This is a genomic window from Streptomonospora mangrovi (assembly GCF_027604915.1).
GTDB lineage: Bacteria > Actinomycetota > Actinomycetes > Streptosporangiales > Streptosporangiaceae > Streptomonospora > Streptomonospora mangrovi.
Genome location: NZ_JAJAQC010000005.1, coordinates 209342 through 224054, shown reverse-complemented (window position 1 = coordinate 224054; position 14713 = coordinate 209342). Strand labels below are relative to the sequence as shown.

13 protein-coding genes are annotated in these 14713 nt (G+C 74.6%); 8 read left to right on the top strand and 5 right to left on the bottom strand.

Annotated elements, in window-relative coordinates; translation table 11 throughout:
* Positions 1-13 precede the first annotated feature (13 nt).
* On the top strand, positions 14-1030 hold the full coding sequence (locus LG943_RS05035; RefSeq protein ID WP_270070982.1) for an NAD-dependent epimerase/dehydratase family protein: 1017 nt from the start codon (positions 14-16) through the stop codon (positions 1028-1030).
* A 295-nt stretch (positions 1031-1325) separates the two neighbouring features.
* Here LG943_RS05035 and LG943_RS05030 read toward each other — a convergent pair whose 3' ends face one another.
* Positions 1326-2255 (bottom strand): HAD family hydrolase, encoded by a 930-nt coding sequence (locus tag LG943_RS05030; RefSeq protein WP_270070981.1) that lies wholly within the window; start codon positions 2253-2255, stop codon positions 1326-1328.
* A gap of 183 nt (positions 2256-2438) precedes the next feature.
* On the opposite strand from LG943_RS05030, the gene LG943_RS05025 reads away from it, so the two are divergent.
* Positions 2439-3656 carry a putative quinol monooxygenase gene (locus LG943_RS05025; protein ID WP_270070980.1) on the top strand — a complete coding sequence of 406 codons (1218 nt, stop codon included), beginning with the start codon at positions 2439-2441 and terminating at the stop codon, positions 3654-3656.
* Positions 3657-3876: 220 nt separating this feature from the next.
* A complete protein-coding gene (locus tag LG943_RS05020; RefSeq protein ID WP_270070979.1) occupies positions 3877-4569 on the top strand; it encodes an LmeA family phospholipid-binding protein in 693 nt (230 codons plus the stop codon).
* 18 nt (positions 4570-4587) lie between these two features.
* Here the strand turns inward: LG943_RS05020 and LG943_RS05015 are convergent, their stop codons facing one another.
* Together LG943_RS05015 and LG943_RS05010 are read right to left on the bottom strand one after the other, a co-directional pair.
* Complete coding sequence (locus tag LG943_RS05015) at positions 4588-4911, bottom strand: type II toxin-antitoxin system PemK/MazF family toxin (protein ID WP_270070978.1); 324 nt, start codon at positions 4909-4911, stop codon at positions 4588-4590.
* Positions 4911-5207: a molecular chaperone GrpE gene (locus LG943_RS05010; RefSeq protein WP_270070977.1), complete on the bottom strand. Its 297-nt coding sequence runs from the start codon at positions 5205-5207 to the stop codon at positions 4911-4913. The genes LG943_RS05015 and LG943_RS05010 overlap by 1 nt, the downstream gene beginning before the upstream one ends.
* A 561-nt stretch (positions 5208-5768) precedes the next feature.
* Between LG943_RS05010 and LG943_RS05005 the strand changes: the two genes are divergently transcribed.
* The 5 genes from LG943_RS05005 to LG943_RS04985 all read left to right on the top strand — a co-directional run bounded on the left by LG943_RS05005 (position 5769) and on the right by LG943_RS04985 (position 11628).
* Positions 5769-6608 carry a sulfurtransferase gene (locus tag LG943_RS05005; protein WP_270070976.1) on the top strand — a complete coding sequence of 280 codons (840 nt, stop codon included), beginning with the start codon at positions 5769-5771 and terminating at the stop codon, positions 6606-6608.
* A 51-nt stretch (positions 6609-6659) separates the two neighbouring features.
* Positions 6660-6968: a DUF1416 domain-containing protein gene (locus tag LG943_RS05000; RefSeq protein ID WP_270070975.1), complete on the top strand. Its 309-nt coding sequence runs from the start codon at positions 6660-6662 to the stop codon at positions 6966-6968.
* Between the two features lie 311 nt (positions 6969-7279).
* A complete protein-coding gene (locus LG943_RS04995) occupies positions 7280-9274 on the top strand; it encodes a hypothetical protein (protein WP_270070974.1) in 1995 nt (664 codons plus the stop codon).
* Between the two features lie 375 nt (positions 9275-9649).
* On the top strand, positions 9650-10906 hold the full coding sequence (locus LG943_RS04990; RefSeq protein WP_270070973.1) for a MurT ligase domain-containing protein: 1257 nt from the start codon (positions 9650-9652) through the stop codon (positions 10904-10906).
* Positions 10907-10917: 11 nt separating this feature from the next.
* Positions 10918-11628 carry a type 1 glutamine amidotransferase gene (locus LG943_RS04985; protein ID WP_270070972.1) on the top strand — a complete coding sequence of 237 codons (711 nt, stop codon included), beginning with the start codon at positions 10918-10920 and terminating at the stop codon, positions 11626-11628.
* Between the two features lie 163 nt (positions 11629-11791).
* Here LG943_RS04985 and LG943_RS04980 read toward each other — a convergent pair whose 3' ends face one another.
* A complete protein-coding gene (locus LG943_RS04980; RefSeq protein ID WP_270070971.1) occupies positions 11792-12568 on the bottom strand; it encodes a GIDE domain-containing protein in 777 nt (258 codons plus the stop codon).
* Positions 12569-12809: 241 nt separating this feature from the next.
* Positions 12810-13838 carry a CAF17-like 4Fe-4S cluster assembly/insertion protein YgfZ gene (gene ygfZ, locus LG943_RS04975; RefSeq protein WP_270070970.1) on the bottom strand — a complete coding sequence of 343 codons (1029 nt, stop codon included), beginning with the start codon at positions 13836-13838 and terminating at the stop codon, positions 12810-12812.
* Between the last annotated feature and the right edge of the window lie 875 nt (positions 13839-14713).

Here is a 14713-nt window from a genome sequence, read left to right as displayed (position 1 = left end):
GGAGGCGTGTGGCATGGGCCGCGTCGTACTGATCACCGGAGTCTCCCGCTACCTGGGCGCCCGGGTGGCCGAGGCCGTGCGGACCGAACCCGGAGTCGACCGGGTGGTCGGGCTCGACCCCGTCGCCCCCCGGCACCCGCTGGGCGGCACCGACTACATCCAGGCCGACCTCCACGACGGCGGGATCGGGCGCGCCGTGCTGGAGTCCGGCGCCGACACCGTGGTCCACCTGGGCCTCACGCCGTCGGCGCGGCACGCCGGCGGCCGCGCCGCGGCGGCGCACGCCAACGTCCTGGGCACGATGCAGCTCCTCGACGCCTGCCAGCGCTCGGACACCCTCCGGCGCCTGGTGGTGCGCTCCAGCGCCGCCGTCTACAACCAGTCGGCCCAGGACCCGCTGCTGTGCACCGAGGACCGCGCCGAGCGCGCGCTGCCGCGCTCGGTCTACGCCAACAGCGCGGCCGAGGTCGAGAAGCACACCCGCGGGCTGGCCCGCCGGCGCCCCGACCTCGCCGTGGCGGTGCTGCGCTTCGCCAACTTCATCGGCCCCTCGGTCGACACCCCGCTCACGCGCTACTTCGGGCTGCGCCTGGTGCCCACGGTGCGCGGCTACGACCCGCTGATGCAGTTCATCCACGAGGACGACGGCATCGAGGCGGTGCGCCGCATGGCGCTGAGCGACGGGCAGGGCGTGTTCAACGTCGCCGGGTCCGGCTCGCTGCCGCTGTCGCTGTGCCTGCGCCGGGTGGGCCGGCGCCGCTTCGCGGTGCCCGAGCCCGGCCTGCGGATGCTCGGCGGCCTGGCGCGCCGCAGCGAACTGGACTACACGCCCGAGCAGTTGCGCGTGCTGTGCTACGACCGCGTCCTGGACTTCAGCAAGCTCGAACGGGCGCTGGGCTGGTCGCCGGCCTACACCTCGCAGGAGGCGTTCGAGAGCTACGCGAGCGAGCGCGGGCGCCCGCTGCGCCGGCGCGGCGCCGGAGCGGCCGGGCCGCGCGCCCACAGCACCCGCCCGGCACTGCCCGCCTGAGGCCGGCCGTCCCGGCTCGGCCTGAGCCGGACTCTGCCCGATCCCGCCCCTGCCTGAGCCCGCCCCGACCGGGCGCGGGCCGGACGTGTACTCCCACGCGCCGCGCGCCTGCGTGCGCGCGGTGCCCCAACCCCCCTGTCCGCCGTTGCCGCCGGGTGCCCGCCGCCGGGTCCTACCGGCCGCAAGCGGCCGCCGCCAAAACCCTCCGAAGACCGACCGGGACCCTCCGCAGAAACAAGGCCGGCGGGCCGCCGAAGCGGCCCGCCGGCCTCACGGTTCCTGCGGTCTCAGCCGCTCAGTGCCGCGCCCTGCGGCGCAGCACGCTCATCGCCACGCCCCCGGCCACCGCACCGGCGATCGCGGCCGGCACGCCGACCCGCAGGGCCGCGCGGTGCCGGCGGAACTCGTGCACCGGCCAGCCCCGCTCGATGGCGTGGTCGCGCAGCGCGGTGTCGGGGTTGACGGCGTTGGGGTGGCCCACCGCGTTCAGCAGCGGCAGGTCGTTGCTGGAGTCGCTGTAGGCCGTGCACTCGGCGAGGTCGACGTTCTCGTGGCGGGCCAGCGCCTCGATCGCCGCCGCCTTGGCCGGGCCGTGCAGCAGGTCGCCGACCAGGCGGCCGGTGTACACGCCGTCGACGGTCTCGGCGACCGTGCCCAGCGCGCCGTCCAGGCCCAGCCGACGCTTGATGATGTCGGCCAACTCTACCGGGGTGGCGGTGACCAGCCACACCCGCTGCCCCTCGCGCAGGTGGCGGTGGATCAGCCGGTGCGTGCCCTCCCAGATCCGGTCGGCCATCGAATCGTCGTAGATCTGCTCGCACAGGGTGACCAGGTCGTTGACGTCGTGCCCGGCCACGAACGCCAGGGCGGCCTCGCGCGCGGCGTTGATCTGCTGTGCCTGCTCGGTGCCGCTGATGCGGAACCGCATCTGGCCCCAGCCGAACCGCAGCAGGTCGCGGGTGGTGAACAGGTCGCGGGAGGCCAGGCCGCGCGCGAAGTGGTAGATCGACGCGCCGCGCATCAGGGTGTTGTCGACGTCGAAGAACGCGATGGGGGGAGCCGTGGGCGGCTCAGGCCGGCGCGCGGGCGGAGCGCCCGCCGGCAGGGGCGGGACGTACGCGCCGCTCGGCCGGCCCGCGCCGCGCAGGGCCTCGGCGGCGGCGGCCGACGCTTCCCCGGCGAGGGCGGCGCGGCCACGGTCGTCTCGACGGAGATAGCGCCACATGGTTCGAGCCTAGAGCTATCCGGAACACAGGTGTACATCGAGCCGGGAACAGGCCGTGACCGGTGAGGTAACTCACAAGTTAACCGACTTATTCCGCTCAAAAGGGCAATTAGCAGGCAAAACGGTGCGGCGAATGTCCTACTCCGTTCACGCCCGCGCCTCAAGTGCAGCATGATTAGCGGGATGGTCGAGGTAGGACTGGCATTCATCTGCGCCCTGGTGGCGTGGAGCGCGACCGCCGCGCTGATCGCCCGCGGGATCCGGGACCCGCGGCTCTTCATGGCTGCCTGGGTGGCCTCGGCGGTCGCCCTCGCGATCGCCCTCAGCGCCGCGTTCCCGGGCGCGCTCCTGGGCTTCTCCGCCGCCACCTTCCGCATGTTCCAGATCGGTGTGGGCCTGCTGGGCCCGCTGCTGCTGGGCTGGGGCGCCGTGGAGTACGCCGTGCGCGAGCCGCGCACCCGGTTCGGCACCCGCCTGGTGGTGACCACCCTGGGCATCGTGCCGCTGGTGGTGCTCACCATGGACCGGCTGCGCGGGCAGTTCGGCAACGGCTACCCCGCCATGCGCGAGCACTACGACTTCCTGCCCGGCATCGCGCTGGGCCTGGTGCACACGTTCGCCTTCGTGGCGCTGGCCGTGGCCGCCGGGGCGGCCGCCCGCCGCCTGGGCGAGCGGCCGCGCGGATCCCAGCACGAGTTGACGGTGCTGGGCCTGCTCGCGCTCACGGTGCTCCTTGAGGTGATCGTCAGCCGCTTCGGGCTGGGCATCCTCGGCCAGTTGCTGATGCTCGGCGCCATCGCCGCGCTGTGGACGGGCTTCCTGCGGGCGCTGAACCCGCCCCGGGAGCGCCCGAACCGGCGCGCGGGCCGGGGCGGCCGGCGCAGGGGGCGGGGCGGCTCCGAGGACGAGGACGGACCCGACGACGAGGAGGACGGTGTGTGGGGCAGGCGCCGCAAGCGGGACGACTACGACGACTTTGACGACGAGTACGACGACGACTACGGCGACGACCGCGACGCCGACGGCACCGACGGCGGCGAGCCCGGCGGCGGCGCGCAGCGCCGGCAGCGGCTGCGCGGCATCATCACCATCTACACGCTGATGGACGGGCGCGCCGACGCCTTCGACGACTACGCCGACGCGGTGGTCGAGCAGGTGGCCCGGCACGAGCCCGACACCCTGCTGTTCGCCTGCCACACGGTGCCCAGCGCGCCGCTCCAGCGGATCGTCTACGCCATCTACCGCGACCAGTTGGCGTTCGAGGAGCACGAGCAGCAGCCGCACGTGCTGGAGTTCGCCCGGCGCAGCGCCAACACGGTGGTGGCGACCAACGTGATCGAACTCGCGCTGTCGGGGGCGTCGGCCACCGACAACCTCGCCGGCATGCTGATGCCGCGCTGACCCCGCCCGCGCGGGGGGCCGTCCCGGCCGCCGCACCAGGCCCGCGGGTTCATTGGAGTTTGCTGAGATATCGCACCGGAGCGCTGCGGGGCGAATCGGGTGAAGTAACCTTCGTGCTGAGTCTGGGCGTCCCGCGACGCCGCACCAGGCGTCCCCCGCCGAACCGTATCCCCCGTCCGGACGCCGCGCCGGAACCAACCAGGAGCGTGCTGGAAGCCCGATGCGTAAGTTCCTCGTCTTCCTCATATTCGTGCTGATCGTGCTCGCCGTGGCCGATCGCGGTCTGCACTACGCCGCGGAGAGCGAGATCGCCTCGCGCGTGGAGCAGCAGTATGAGATGACCTCCGAGCCCGAGGTCACCATCGGCGGCTTCCCCTTCCTCACCCAGGCGATCGGCGGGGAGTACGACGAGATCCACATCGTCACCGGCGCGGTGGTGGTGGACGACGTCCAGTTGGAGCGGGTCGACGTCACCGCGCGCGACGTCCGCGCGCCCATCGGCGACCTGCTGACCGAGCCCAGCGTGGTGGCGGGCAGCGCCGACGCCCGGGTGATGCTGCCCTACAGCGAACTCCAGAAGCGGCTGCCCGAGGGGATCGTCATCGAGAACGAGAACGGCAGCCCCCGGATGTCGGGCGACCTCGCCCTGGGCCAGTACAGCGTGCCGGTCTCGGCCGACCTGGGCGTGGCGGTCGAGCAGGGCACCATCGTGGTGACCCCCTCCAACATCGAGGTCGGGCAGAGCCAGTTCGGCGACCTCGGCCTGGTCGAGGACCTGCTGGCGCTGTCGGTGCCGGTACCCGAGATGCCGTTCGGCCTGCGGGTCAGCGACATCCAGGCCCAGCCCAACGGCGTCGAGGTCACCGCCGAGGCCACCGACGTGGTCCTCGTCGGCGAGAACCCCCAGCGCTGACCCCCGGCCCGCTGCGGCCTACTGGAGGTCGAGCGCGGCGCGCAGGCCGCCCGCGACCAGCGTCATGGTCGCGAACGACACCGCCCCGAGGTCTTCGAGAAGGTCCTCGCGGTACAGGAGAGTGATGTCGTCGCACATCACCCTCCCCACGAGCGGGGAGTCCGCCGGTCCCAGCGGCACGATCGTGCTCCGGGTCTGGCGCGGGGTCGTGGTCAGCCGCACGGCCAGGCAGTCGTCGAAGGCGCGGTTGCGGTGGTTGTTGGACACCACCAGCCACGGCTTGCGGCCGAAACCGATGTCGGCGGCGTAGACGCGGCCGCGCACCGGCAGGAGTGCGGCCATCAGTCGGCCCGCCGGGAGACGCGCCCGCGCATGGCCGCCCGCGCCGCCGAGTCCTCATCCGTGCGCTCGACCGCCATGGCGGCGTACTCGTCGGCGAGCAGTTCGTCGGCCAGCGCCGCGCGGCCGGCCTCCACGAGGGCAGCCAGCGCCGCGCTCTCCGAGACCTCGCCCTCAGGCAGGCTGACGCCCATCCGCAGCAGCGCCCGGCGCTCCGGGCTGCCCGGGCGCCGGAGGCTGTTGGCCACCCGCGCCGACTCCGCCCGCACGGGCACTGACTTCCGGGTCTTCGCATCCATGCAGCACATTCTGCCACACCAAGTGCGGCATGTTCGGGGAAAGCGGCCAAACCGCAGGCCGTGCGGGGGGAGTGAACGAACCCACTCGTGACATCCGCCGCGCCAGCCCGTACCATCAGGGTCGTGAGTTCTCCGACAGAGCCCTTCCTGACGAAGCGGCGCGCCGTGGACTTCTGCCACGTCGCCACCGCGCTCTGTCGCGCTGCCCGCTAGAGCCGAACCCCGCGGGGGTCCACCCCCGCCCGGATCCCGGCCGCGCCCCTTCTTCACCGGCGCCCGGCCCCTTCGACTCCTCCAGCACACACTCACCCAGGTGGGAAGCCCCTATGCCGGTCGACCCGCGAGGGCAGCGCACCGCTGCCGTGCCCGCACCCTCCGCAGCCTCCTCCGGCGCGCCCGCCTGCCTTTCCCGTCCTGCACCGCCGCCGCACCGACCGGCACCGCCGCCGGTTCGCGGCGGTGCCGCCGTGGACCGCGCCGGGTGAGGGCGCGCCCCGACCAGCCGCACACCCCGCCCGCGCGGCGGACAACGAGATCAACCGACGAACCAAGGAGGTTCCCATGAGCCGCTCCGACGTCCTGGTGGACGCCGACTGGGTGGAGGCTCACCTGGACGACCCGAACGTGGTGCTGGTCGAGGTGGACGAGGACACCTCGGCCTACGACAAGGGCCACATTCGCAACGCCGTCAAGATCGACTGGAAGCAGGACCTCCAGGACCCCGTCCGCCGCGACTTCATCGACCGCACCGGCTTCGAGAAGCTGCTGTCGGAGCGCGGCATCGCCAACGACCACACCGTGGTCCTCTACGGCGGCAACAACAACTGGTTCGCGGCCTACGCCTACTGGTACTTCCGCCTCTACGGCCACCAGGACGTCAAGCTCCTCGACGGCGGCCGCAAGAAGTGGGAGCTGGACTCCCGCGAGCTGGTCGAGGCGGTGCCCGAGCGCCCCGCCACCACCTACACCGCCAAGGAGCAGGACACCTCGATCCGCGCGTTCCGCGACGAGGTCGTGGAGGCCATCGGCACCAAGGACCTGGTCGACGTCCGCTCGCCCGACGAGTTCGTGGGCAAGCTGCTGGCGCCCGCGCACCTGCCGCAGGAGACCTCGCAGCGCCCGGGGCACATCCCCACCGCGCGCAACATCCCGTGGTCCAAGACCGCCAACGAGGATGGCACCTTCAAGTCCGACGAGGAGCTGCGGGAGCTGTACACCGAGGCCGGCGTGGACCTCGACAAGGACATCATCGCCTACTGCCGCATCGGCGAGCGCTCCTCGCACACCTGGTTCGCGCTGCACGAGCTGCTGGGCCTGCCCAACGTCAAGAACTACGACGGCTCCTGGACCGAGTACGGCTCCCTGGTGGGCGTGCCGGTCGAGCTGGGCGAGGCGAAGTAGGCCCCGGCCGCTCGCCCGCGCACGCCAACCGCACTGACTAGGAGGAACGCTGTGAGCGACAACGGATGCGGCGCACCCGTCGGGGGCGTGGCCCTGGCCGACGTCGACGCCAAGGGCCAGGCGGTGATCCAGGGGGTCGTGCGGCGCGGCGGCGTGCCGCTCAGCGGCGCCTACGCCCGGCTGCTGGACGCCTCGGGCGACTTCGTCGGCGAGGTCGCCACCGGTGAGGAGGGCACCTTCCGGTTCTTCGCCGCCGACGGCGCGTGGAAGGTCCGGGTGCTCGCCTCGAAGGGCTTCACCGCCGAGTACGACATCCCCGCCGTGGTCGGCACGGTCATCGCCCTCCCGGTCGACGCCTGACCCGACCGCCGGGCCGGGTCCGCGCGCCGGCGCGGGCGGGGGGCGACCCCCGCCCGCGCCGGCGTTCGCGCGTTCCGGGGCGCCCGCACCGGGCCGGGTGCCCGCGCGGTGACGGGGGTGGCGCGTGCGGCGCGGGTGGCCCCCGGGACCCGTGCGCGGCGCCGGTGGCGGAGCGGTCGGCGCACTTTGCGGCAAAGCCGTGACAACTCGGCAACCGCCTGACAACATCTCCAGGTAGTCTCCCCAGATCTCCGCATGCAACGCGATGCGACCCGGACGCCCCCAGCAGGCCGGGCAGGAGGTGCTTCGAGGTGGCCGACCCCGCAGCGGGAACGCAGGCGAATCCGACCTCCCTCGGATGGCGGTACGAGATCCTGGTGCCCGACCCCGGGCCGCCCCCGCACCGCCCGGCGCCGCCCGACCGGATCCGGGTCACCCAGGAGTGGATCGCCGCGCAGCGGGCCGGCGAGAAGCGCACCAACCGCCCCCTCCACCTCATGCTCGCCGCCCTGGCCGGGCTGTCGCTGCTCAGCGTGCTGCTGTGGCCCGTGCGCGTCCTGCCCGGGGTGTTCGCGCTGGGGGTGTGCCTGGCCTCGGTCGTGGTGGCCCTGCCGGTCGGCGTGGCCCTCCTCCAGAGCCGCCAGGCCATGCGCGAGCGGCTGCGCCGCGAGGAGGAGCGGCTGGCCGCCGAGAGCGCCGAGCGCGAGCGCGACCTGCGCGAGCGCCAGGAGGACCACGCCCGCGCCTACACCGAGTGGCAGCGGCGCAAGCGCGCCTACGACGCCCAGCCCCGGTGGTACACCGTGCGCCCGCCCGAGGACGCCCACACCGTGGTGGTGGCCGGGGGCACCGAGGTCGGCTGGTCGGCGCTGCTGGCCACGGTCGGCACCTCGGTGCTGCGCGTGGGCGGCGACCTCACCGTGGTGGACCTGTCGGGCCGCGCGGTGGCCGGCGAGCTGTGCTCGCTGGTGAAGCGCTCGGCGGTGAACCCGCGCATCTGGGTGCTGCCGGCCGACCTGCCGCGCATGACCCTGGGCACCAACCTGGGCGCCGGGCCGCGCGCCCGCATCCTCGCCTCGCTGGCCTGCGCCTCCGACGCCAAGGCCGACATCGACGCCGACGAGACCCTGCTGCTGCGGATCTTCGAGGTGCTGGGCCCCCAGATCAGCATCGCGGTGCTCATCGGCGGGCTGCGGGCGCTGAGCACCCCCGCCGACGACCCCGGCACCGAGGGCGACGCCGTGCTGCGGCAGCTCACCGCCGCCCAGCGCGCCGAGCTGCGCGCCCGCTGCGGTCGCGACCGCGCCGTGCGCGAGCGGGCCTGGGAGCTGGAGCACCACCTGGCCCCGTTCGAGGGCGTGGGGCGGCGCGCGGCCGAGGAGCCCTACGCCCAGATCAAGGTCATCGCCACCGACCGCACCCTGGGCGACGTCGCGGCGCGCGCCTACGGCACCTACACCGTGGCCGCGCTCAGCGAACTGCTGGAGCTGCGCGCCACCCGCACGACCCGCGCCGCCGGCGCCGCCGCACCGCCCTGGCGGCACACGGTGGTGGTGTGCGGCGCCGACTCCGTGCCCGAGCACGACCTGGAGCGCCTGGCCGAGACCGCGAGCTTCGCCGGCGCGGGCCTGGTGCTGATGTTCCGGGAGGTCGGCGAGGACACCGCGCACTGGCTGGCGGGCGAGGGGTGCTTCCCGGTCGTGATGCGCCAGCCGGGCAGCCGCGCCGCCGCGCGGGTGCTGCCGGCGCTGCGTGCGGGGGGCGCGCGGGGCGCGGGCGGGCCGGGCGCCGACACCCGGGCGCCCGTGGTGAAGGTGCACCGGCTGACCGAGGTGATCGCCGAGGCGCTGAGCGGGTCGGTGGCCGACAGCTACGTCGAGGACAGCGCCGAGGGCGTCACCGCGCCGGTGACCATGCGCAACGCCGCCACCTCGGTGCCGCCGCTGGACCTGGTGCGCCACGTGCGCGCCGCCACCGCCTGGGGGCGCACCACCGCCCAGGCGGCCGGGCTCGACGGCGGCGGGCCGGGCACCGGCGACGTGCTGGGCGACCACCGGCTCGACACCCACGGGCTGCGCACGCTGCCGCACTCGGCGATGGTGCTGCCCGGCCCCGGCGGGCCGGTGCTGGCCGACGCCAACCCCGGCATCCTCACCCTGCCCACGGCCACGCTGGGCACGGTGGAGGAGGCCCCGGAGGCGTCCGCACCGGCGGATGCCGCCCCGGTCGGCGACGACGGCGGCCCGCCGCCCAACCTGGGGCCTCCGCCCGAGCGCCTGGACTGGCGCGCGGTGCCGGAGGGGTAGCCGGAGGGCGGCATAGGGCCGGGGCGGGCGGGGGAGGGCCGGGGGCGCCGGGGAGGCGGGTGCGGCCGGACACCGGTCGACGGAACCGGGCGCGGGCGGCGAAGCCCGCGGGGGTCGCCGCGCGACCGACCTCCCCGCGTCCTCGCGCGGCCCGCGAGGGTGCCGCGAGGCCCCGCGCTCCCGACGTTCCGACGGTCCGGTATCGCCCCCGGTGGCCGGTATGTCGCCCCCTCGGTCGTTCGCCGGACTCCGCCCGGCCCGTCCCCGATGGCGCCGCCCGCCCGCCGAGGCGGGTTCCGCGCTCGGACAGGGCAATAGGCTGGTCCCACCGCCTGTTGCGTAGGCAATCCACCCGTATCGAACGTTGTGGGGATCATGAGCGAACTTCCCTTGCGCGCCCAACTGGCCGCGGTTCTGGGCAAGGGCGCGGCCTCGCTGTCCCGGGCCACCGGGCGCGGCGACGGCTCCGTCATCGGCGGGCGCATCGCGCTCAAGGTCGAGCCCGACCTGCTCGCGAAGCTGGCCCGCGGTCGCCGCCTCGCCCTCGTCAGCGCGACCAACGGCAAGACCACCACGACCCGGCTGATCGCGGCCGCGCTGCGCGAGCTGGGACCCGTCGCCACCAACGAGCACGGCGCGAACATGCCCACCGGGCACATCACCGCGCTGTCCAACGCCCCCGACGCCCGCAACGGCGTGCTGGAGGTCGACGAGAAGTACCTGCCGCGGGTCCTGCGCGACACCAACCCGGCCGTGGTCGTGCTGATGAACCTCAGCCGCGACCAGATGGACCGCGCCTCCGAGATCAACCTCCTCGCCAAGAAGTGGCGCGAGGCGCTGGCGCTGAGCGAGACCCACGTGGTCGCCAACGCCGACGACCCCCTCGTCGCCTGGGCGGGCATGGGCGCCCACTACGCCACCTGGGTCTCGGCGGGCCAGCGCTGGAAGGAGGACTCCTGGTGCTGCCCCGAGTGCGGGGGCCACCTCAAGCGCGAGCCCGAGCCCCACTGGGAGTGCCCCGAGTGCGGCATGCGCCGCCCCGAGACCACCTGGGCGGTCGACAACCGCACCGACGCGGTGGTCGACCCCTACGAGCAGCGCTGGCCGCTGCGGCTCAACCTCCCCGGCGACGCCAACCGCGCCAACGCCGCGATCGCCATGGCCACCGCCGCCGCCTACGGGATCCCGCCGGAGCGGTCGCTGCCGCGCCTCCAGGAGATCCGGTCGGTCGCGGGCCGCTACACCTCCGTCGTCACCGACGGCGTCGAGGTCCGGCTGCTGCTGGCCAAGAACCCGGCGGGCTGGCTGGAGTCCTTCGCGGTGCTCGACCCGCCCCGGGTGCCGGTGATCCTGTCGGTCAACGCCCAGATCCCCGACGGCAAGGACACCTCCTGGCTGTGGGACGTCGACTACACCGTGCTGCGCGGGCGGCGGGTGTTCGTGATGGGCGAGCGGCGCACCGACCTCGCGCTGCGGCTGGAGACCGACGAGGTCCCCTTCGAGGTCGCCGACAAGGTGAGCGACGTCATCACCCGGCTCAAGGCCGAGCAGCCCGACATCACCAAGGTGGACGTCATCGCCAACTACACGGCCTTCCAGCAGATCCGCGCCGCCTACGGCCGCGTCCAGTAGCGAGGAGCGTTATGAGCGACACCAGCAGCGTCCTGCGCATCGTCTGGATCTACCCCGACCTGCTCAGCACCTACGGCGACCAGGGCAACGCGCTGATCCTGCGCCGCCGCGCCGAGCTGCGCGGCATCAAGACCGAACTCGTGCGGGTGCTCTCCAGCGACCCCGTGCCGGTGGAGGGCGACGTCTACCTGCTGGGCGGCGGCGAGGACCGCCCGCAGATCCTCGCGGCCGACCGGCTGCGCTCCGACGGCGGCCTGAAGCGGGCCGCCGAGCGCGGCGCCGCCGTGTTCGCGGTGTGCGCCGGGTACCAGATCATCGGCGAGAGCTACGGCGACGACGCCGACAACCCGCTGCCGGGCGTGGGGATCCTCGACGTCCGCAGCGGACGCGGCGAGACCCGGGCGGTCGGCGAGATCGTCGCCGACATCGCACCGGAGCTGGGCGGCGGGCGCATCACCGGGTTCGAGAACCACCAGGGCCGCACCGCCGTCGGCCCCTCGGCCGTGCCGCTGTCGCGGACGGTCACCGGGGTGGGCAACGACGGCCACACCGAGGGCGCCTACCAGGGCCAGGTCATCGGCACCTACCTGCACGGCCCGGCGCTGCCGCGCAACCCGCACCTGGCCGATCTGCTGCTGCGGATGCGCGTGGGCGAGATCCCGCCGCTGCCGCCGTCGTGGGGCGAGACCCTGCACCAGGAGCGCCTGGCGGCCGCCCTGTAGCCGCTGCCCGGCGGGCGCATGCCGTCCGGGAGGAGTGCCGCCCCGGGCGGCCGCGCGGTCGTCGGCCTGCGGGACGGACGGTTGCGGCGGAGACGGGGGCGCCGGGGCGAGGCGCGGTCCGGGCACGCCGCCGTCGCGGCGGGCGCCCGGACCTCCTTCCCCGCTAGCCCAGGGTGAGGGCGAGCAGCAGCAGGATGACCGCCACCGGCAGCACGGAGAACCCGACGAACTCCTTGGTGCGGTCCTCGGCGATCAGCTCCCGCTCGGTGTGGGTGGAGACGACCATGGGCGCGTCCTCGTCGCCGATCAGCATGAGCGCGCCGTCCTCGGTGCGCTTGGGGTGGGCGCGCACGAACACGGTCGTGCCCGGGCGGATGACCCACTCGCGGTAGGTGCAGCCGGGCTGGAGCGCGGCGGGACCGGCCACCGCCGTGCTGGCCGTGCGCTCGGCGCGCTCCTCGATGCTCAGGTGCGGCGGGGACAGCGGGTCGCGGGGCGGGACGGCGTCGGCCTCGAACCGGTCGTGGACGAGTTCGGCGTCGTCCACGGTGATCCAGTGCGGGCGGCACACGGCCTCGGTCCCGGAGTCGCGCAGCGCGAACGGCTCGTGGGAGTGCAGGTCGAAGACAGGGGTCAGCTCGATCCGGTCACCGGCCTCCTCCTCCCAGTGGTGGTGGACCACCTCGACGCGGAACCACACGCACGGCGTCTGGGAGTAGGGCGCGGTGAGCTGGCCGTCGGGACCGGCCCACGCCTGGGCCAGGACCTCGGCGGTCTCGGGCGGGTCGGCCGCCTCGGCGAGGCTGCCCAGGGTGAAGTTGGGGGTGGTCTGGAGGCTGAGCCGGTGCGCCCGCGCCTTCATGGCGCGCAGCCACAGCCAGCAGCCGAGACCGACCAGGATCAGCGCGAGGAGCTGGAGGGTTACCGCCATGTTGTTCATGCCGCTTCCGCTATCGGTCGAGGGGTGGGACGCCCGCCGACGCCCGCCGTGCCCCGGGGACGGGGCACCGCACGCGGACGGACCTGGGCAAGGCTACTGAACGCCCTGGCCCGGACGCGCACCCGGTCCGGTCGGGGGGACGGGGCGCCGGACGCGAGTAGGGGGACTACCCGCCCTGTCGGCGGTCACACCCGCGCGGTCGCGCCTGTGAGATCACACCCGCGCGGGCGCGGCGAGCCCATCAGCCGCCGCGCCGGCGCAGGGGGATGTCGGCGTTGGCGCCGGTGTCGGGCGGCACGACGACCTCCTGGCCGGCGGCGATGCCGTCGACGCTGAACTGGGCGTCGACCGGCACGGTGCGCTTGACCAGCCCCAGCGCGATCGGCCCGAGTTCGTGGTGGCGCGCCGAGGACCCGGCCACGCCCACCTGGCGGCCGTCCAGTTCGATGGCCGCGCCGCGCTCGGGCAGGCGCTCGGCCATGCCGTCCAGGTGCAGCATCACCAGCCGGCGCGGGGGGCGGCCCAGGTTGTGCACGCGCGCCACGGTCTCCTGGCCGGGGTAGCAGCCCTTGTCCAGGTGCACCGCCGAGCCGACCCAGCCGGTCTCGTGGGGGATGGCGCGGTGGTCGGTGTCGAGGCCCAGGCGGGGGCGGTGCGCGGCGATGCGCGCGGCCTCGTAGGCCCACAGGCCCGCGCCGCGCACGCCGGCGTCGCTGAGGGCGGCGGCGACGGGGGCCAGGGACTCGGCGGGCAGGAACAGGTCGATCTCGTCGCCGGCGCGGCGCACCGGCACGTCGGCGCCGAGGTCGGGGACGCCGGCCAGCGCGGACTCCCGGTCGGGGCCGGCCAGGGTGAGCACCGCGCGGGAGTCGGTGAGGTCCTCGACCTCGACCCGCAGCAGGAACCGCATGGAGTCCAGGAACGCGGCGAGTTCGGCGGCGGCGCCGGGCTCGGTGTGCGCCCACACGGCGGCGCCGTCCTCGACGATCGACAGGTGGAAGCGGATGTGCCCCCGGGTGTCCAGGACCAGGGCCTCGGTGGCGGTGCCGGGCGCGGCGCCGGTGAGGGCCTGGCTGGTGAGGCTGTGCAGCCAGCTCAGGCGGTCGGGGCCGGAGACGCGCACGACGCCGCGGTTGCTCCGGTCGACCCAGGCGGCCGCGCGGTCGAGCGCGCGGCCCTCCTGCGCGGGTTCGCCGTAGTGCGCGGCGACGTCGGAGTCGGGGGAGGCGGCGGCCACGGCGCCGGGGCGCGTCAACAGCGGCGAAGTCATACTCCCGATGGTATGCGCCCGCCCCGCGCCGCCGGGCGGCGCGGGGCGGGCGGCGGACCTCGCCGAAGAGGGCCGCCGGGGCCTCCCGAAGGACGTGGGGCAGGGCACCGAAAAAACATTTGCCCCGTTCGGCACGCGGGTCGTACTGTCGGAGCCACGCAGGAAAGGAGGTGGTCCTGACAGTGATGAAGCTTGGGACTAGCGAGGTGTCCGTCCGCTAGGACGGCACGAGTGATCGATTCGCCCTAGCGAATCCACAACGGACACCCGGATCCCCGGGCGCCGGACCTTGTCCAGCCGGCAGGCTCCGCACAGGCGGGGCCAAGCCCGGGGATCTGTCCTGTCCTCCGGCCTGTTGCGGCCCGGAGAGCGGCCGTCCGCCCCGCCCCCGGCCACGGGCCGGGGCATCCGACAGGGCCGCGCCCGCCGCCCGCCCTTCGGCTTCGCACCCGCCCTGTGCCCCGCCCGCCACGCACGTCCGGGCCGCCGTGTCCGGCCTCGCGCCCGGCTCTGCGGTCACCGGCCCCGATTCAGGCGCCCGGCCCGTTCCCCGGTCGCCGCGCCCCGCTGCACCCGCGCCCGCTGCACCGCTCTTTCCGGGCGCCAAGTCCCGTTCCGGCCCCGATTCAGGCGCCCGGCCCGTTCCCCGGTCGCCGCGCCCCTCTTCCCGGTCATCGCGCCCCGGCCCTCCGGCTCCGCGCCCCGCCCTCCGGTTTCTGCGCACTGCTTCCCGGGCTTCGCGCCGGTGTCCGCCCCGGCCTCCTCCGGGTGATCGCCCGTCCCTGACCTCGGGATCCGTACCTCAGTCGGTTCCGTGGGCGGCGTTGCGCACCCATTGCTGTGACCCCCTTCACATGTCCTCACATCTGTGCCAC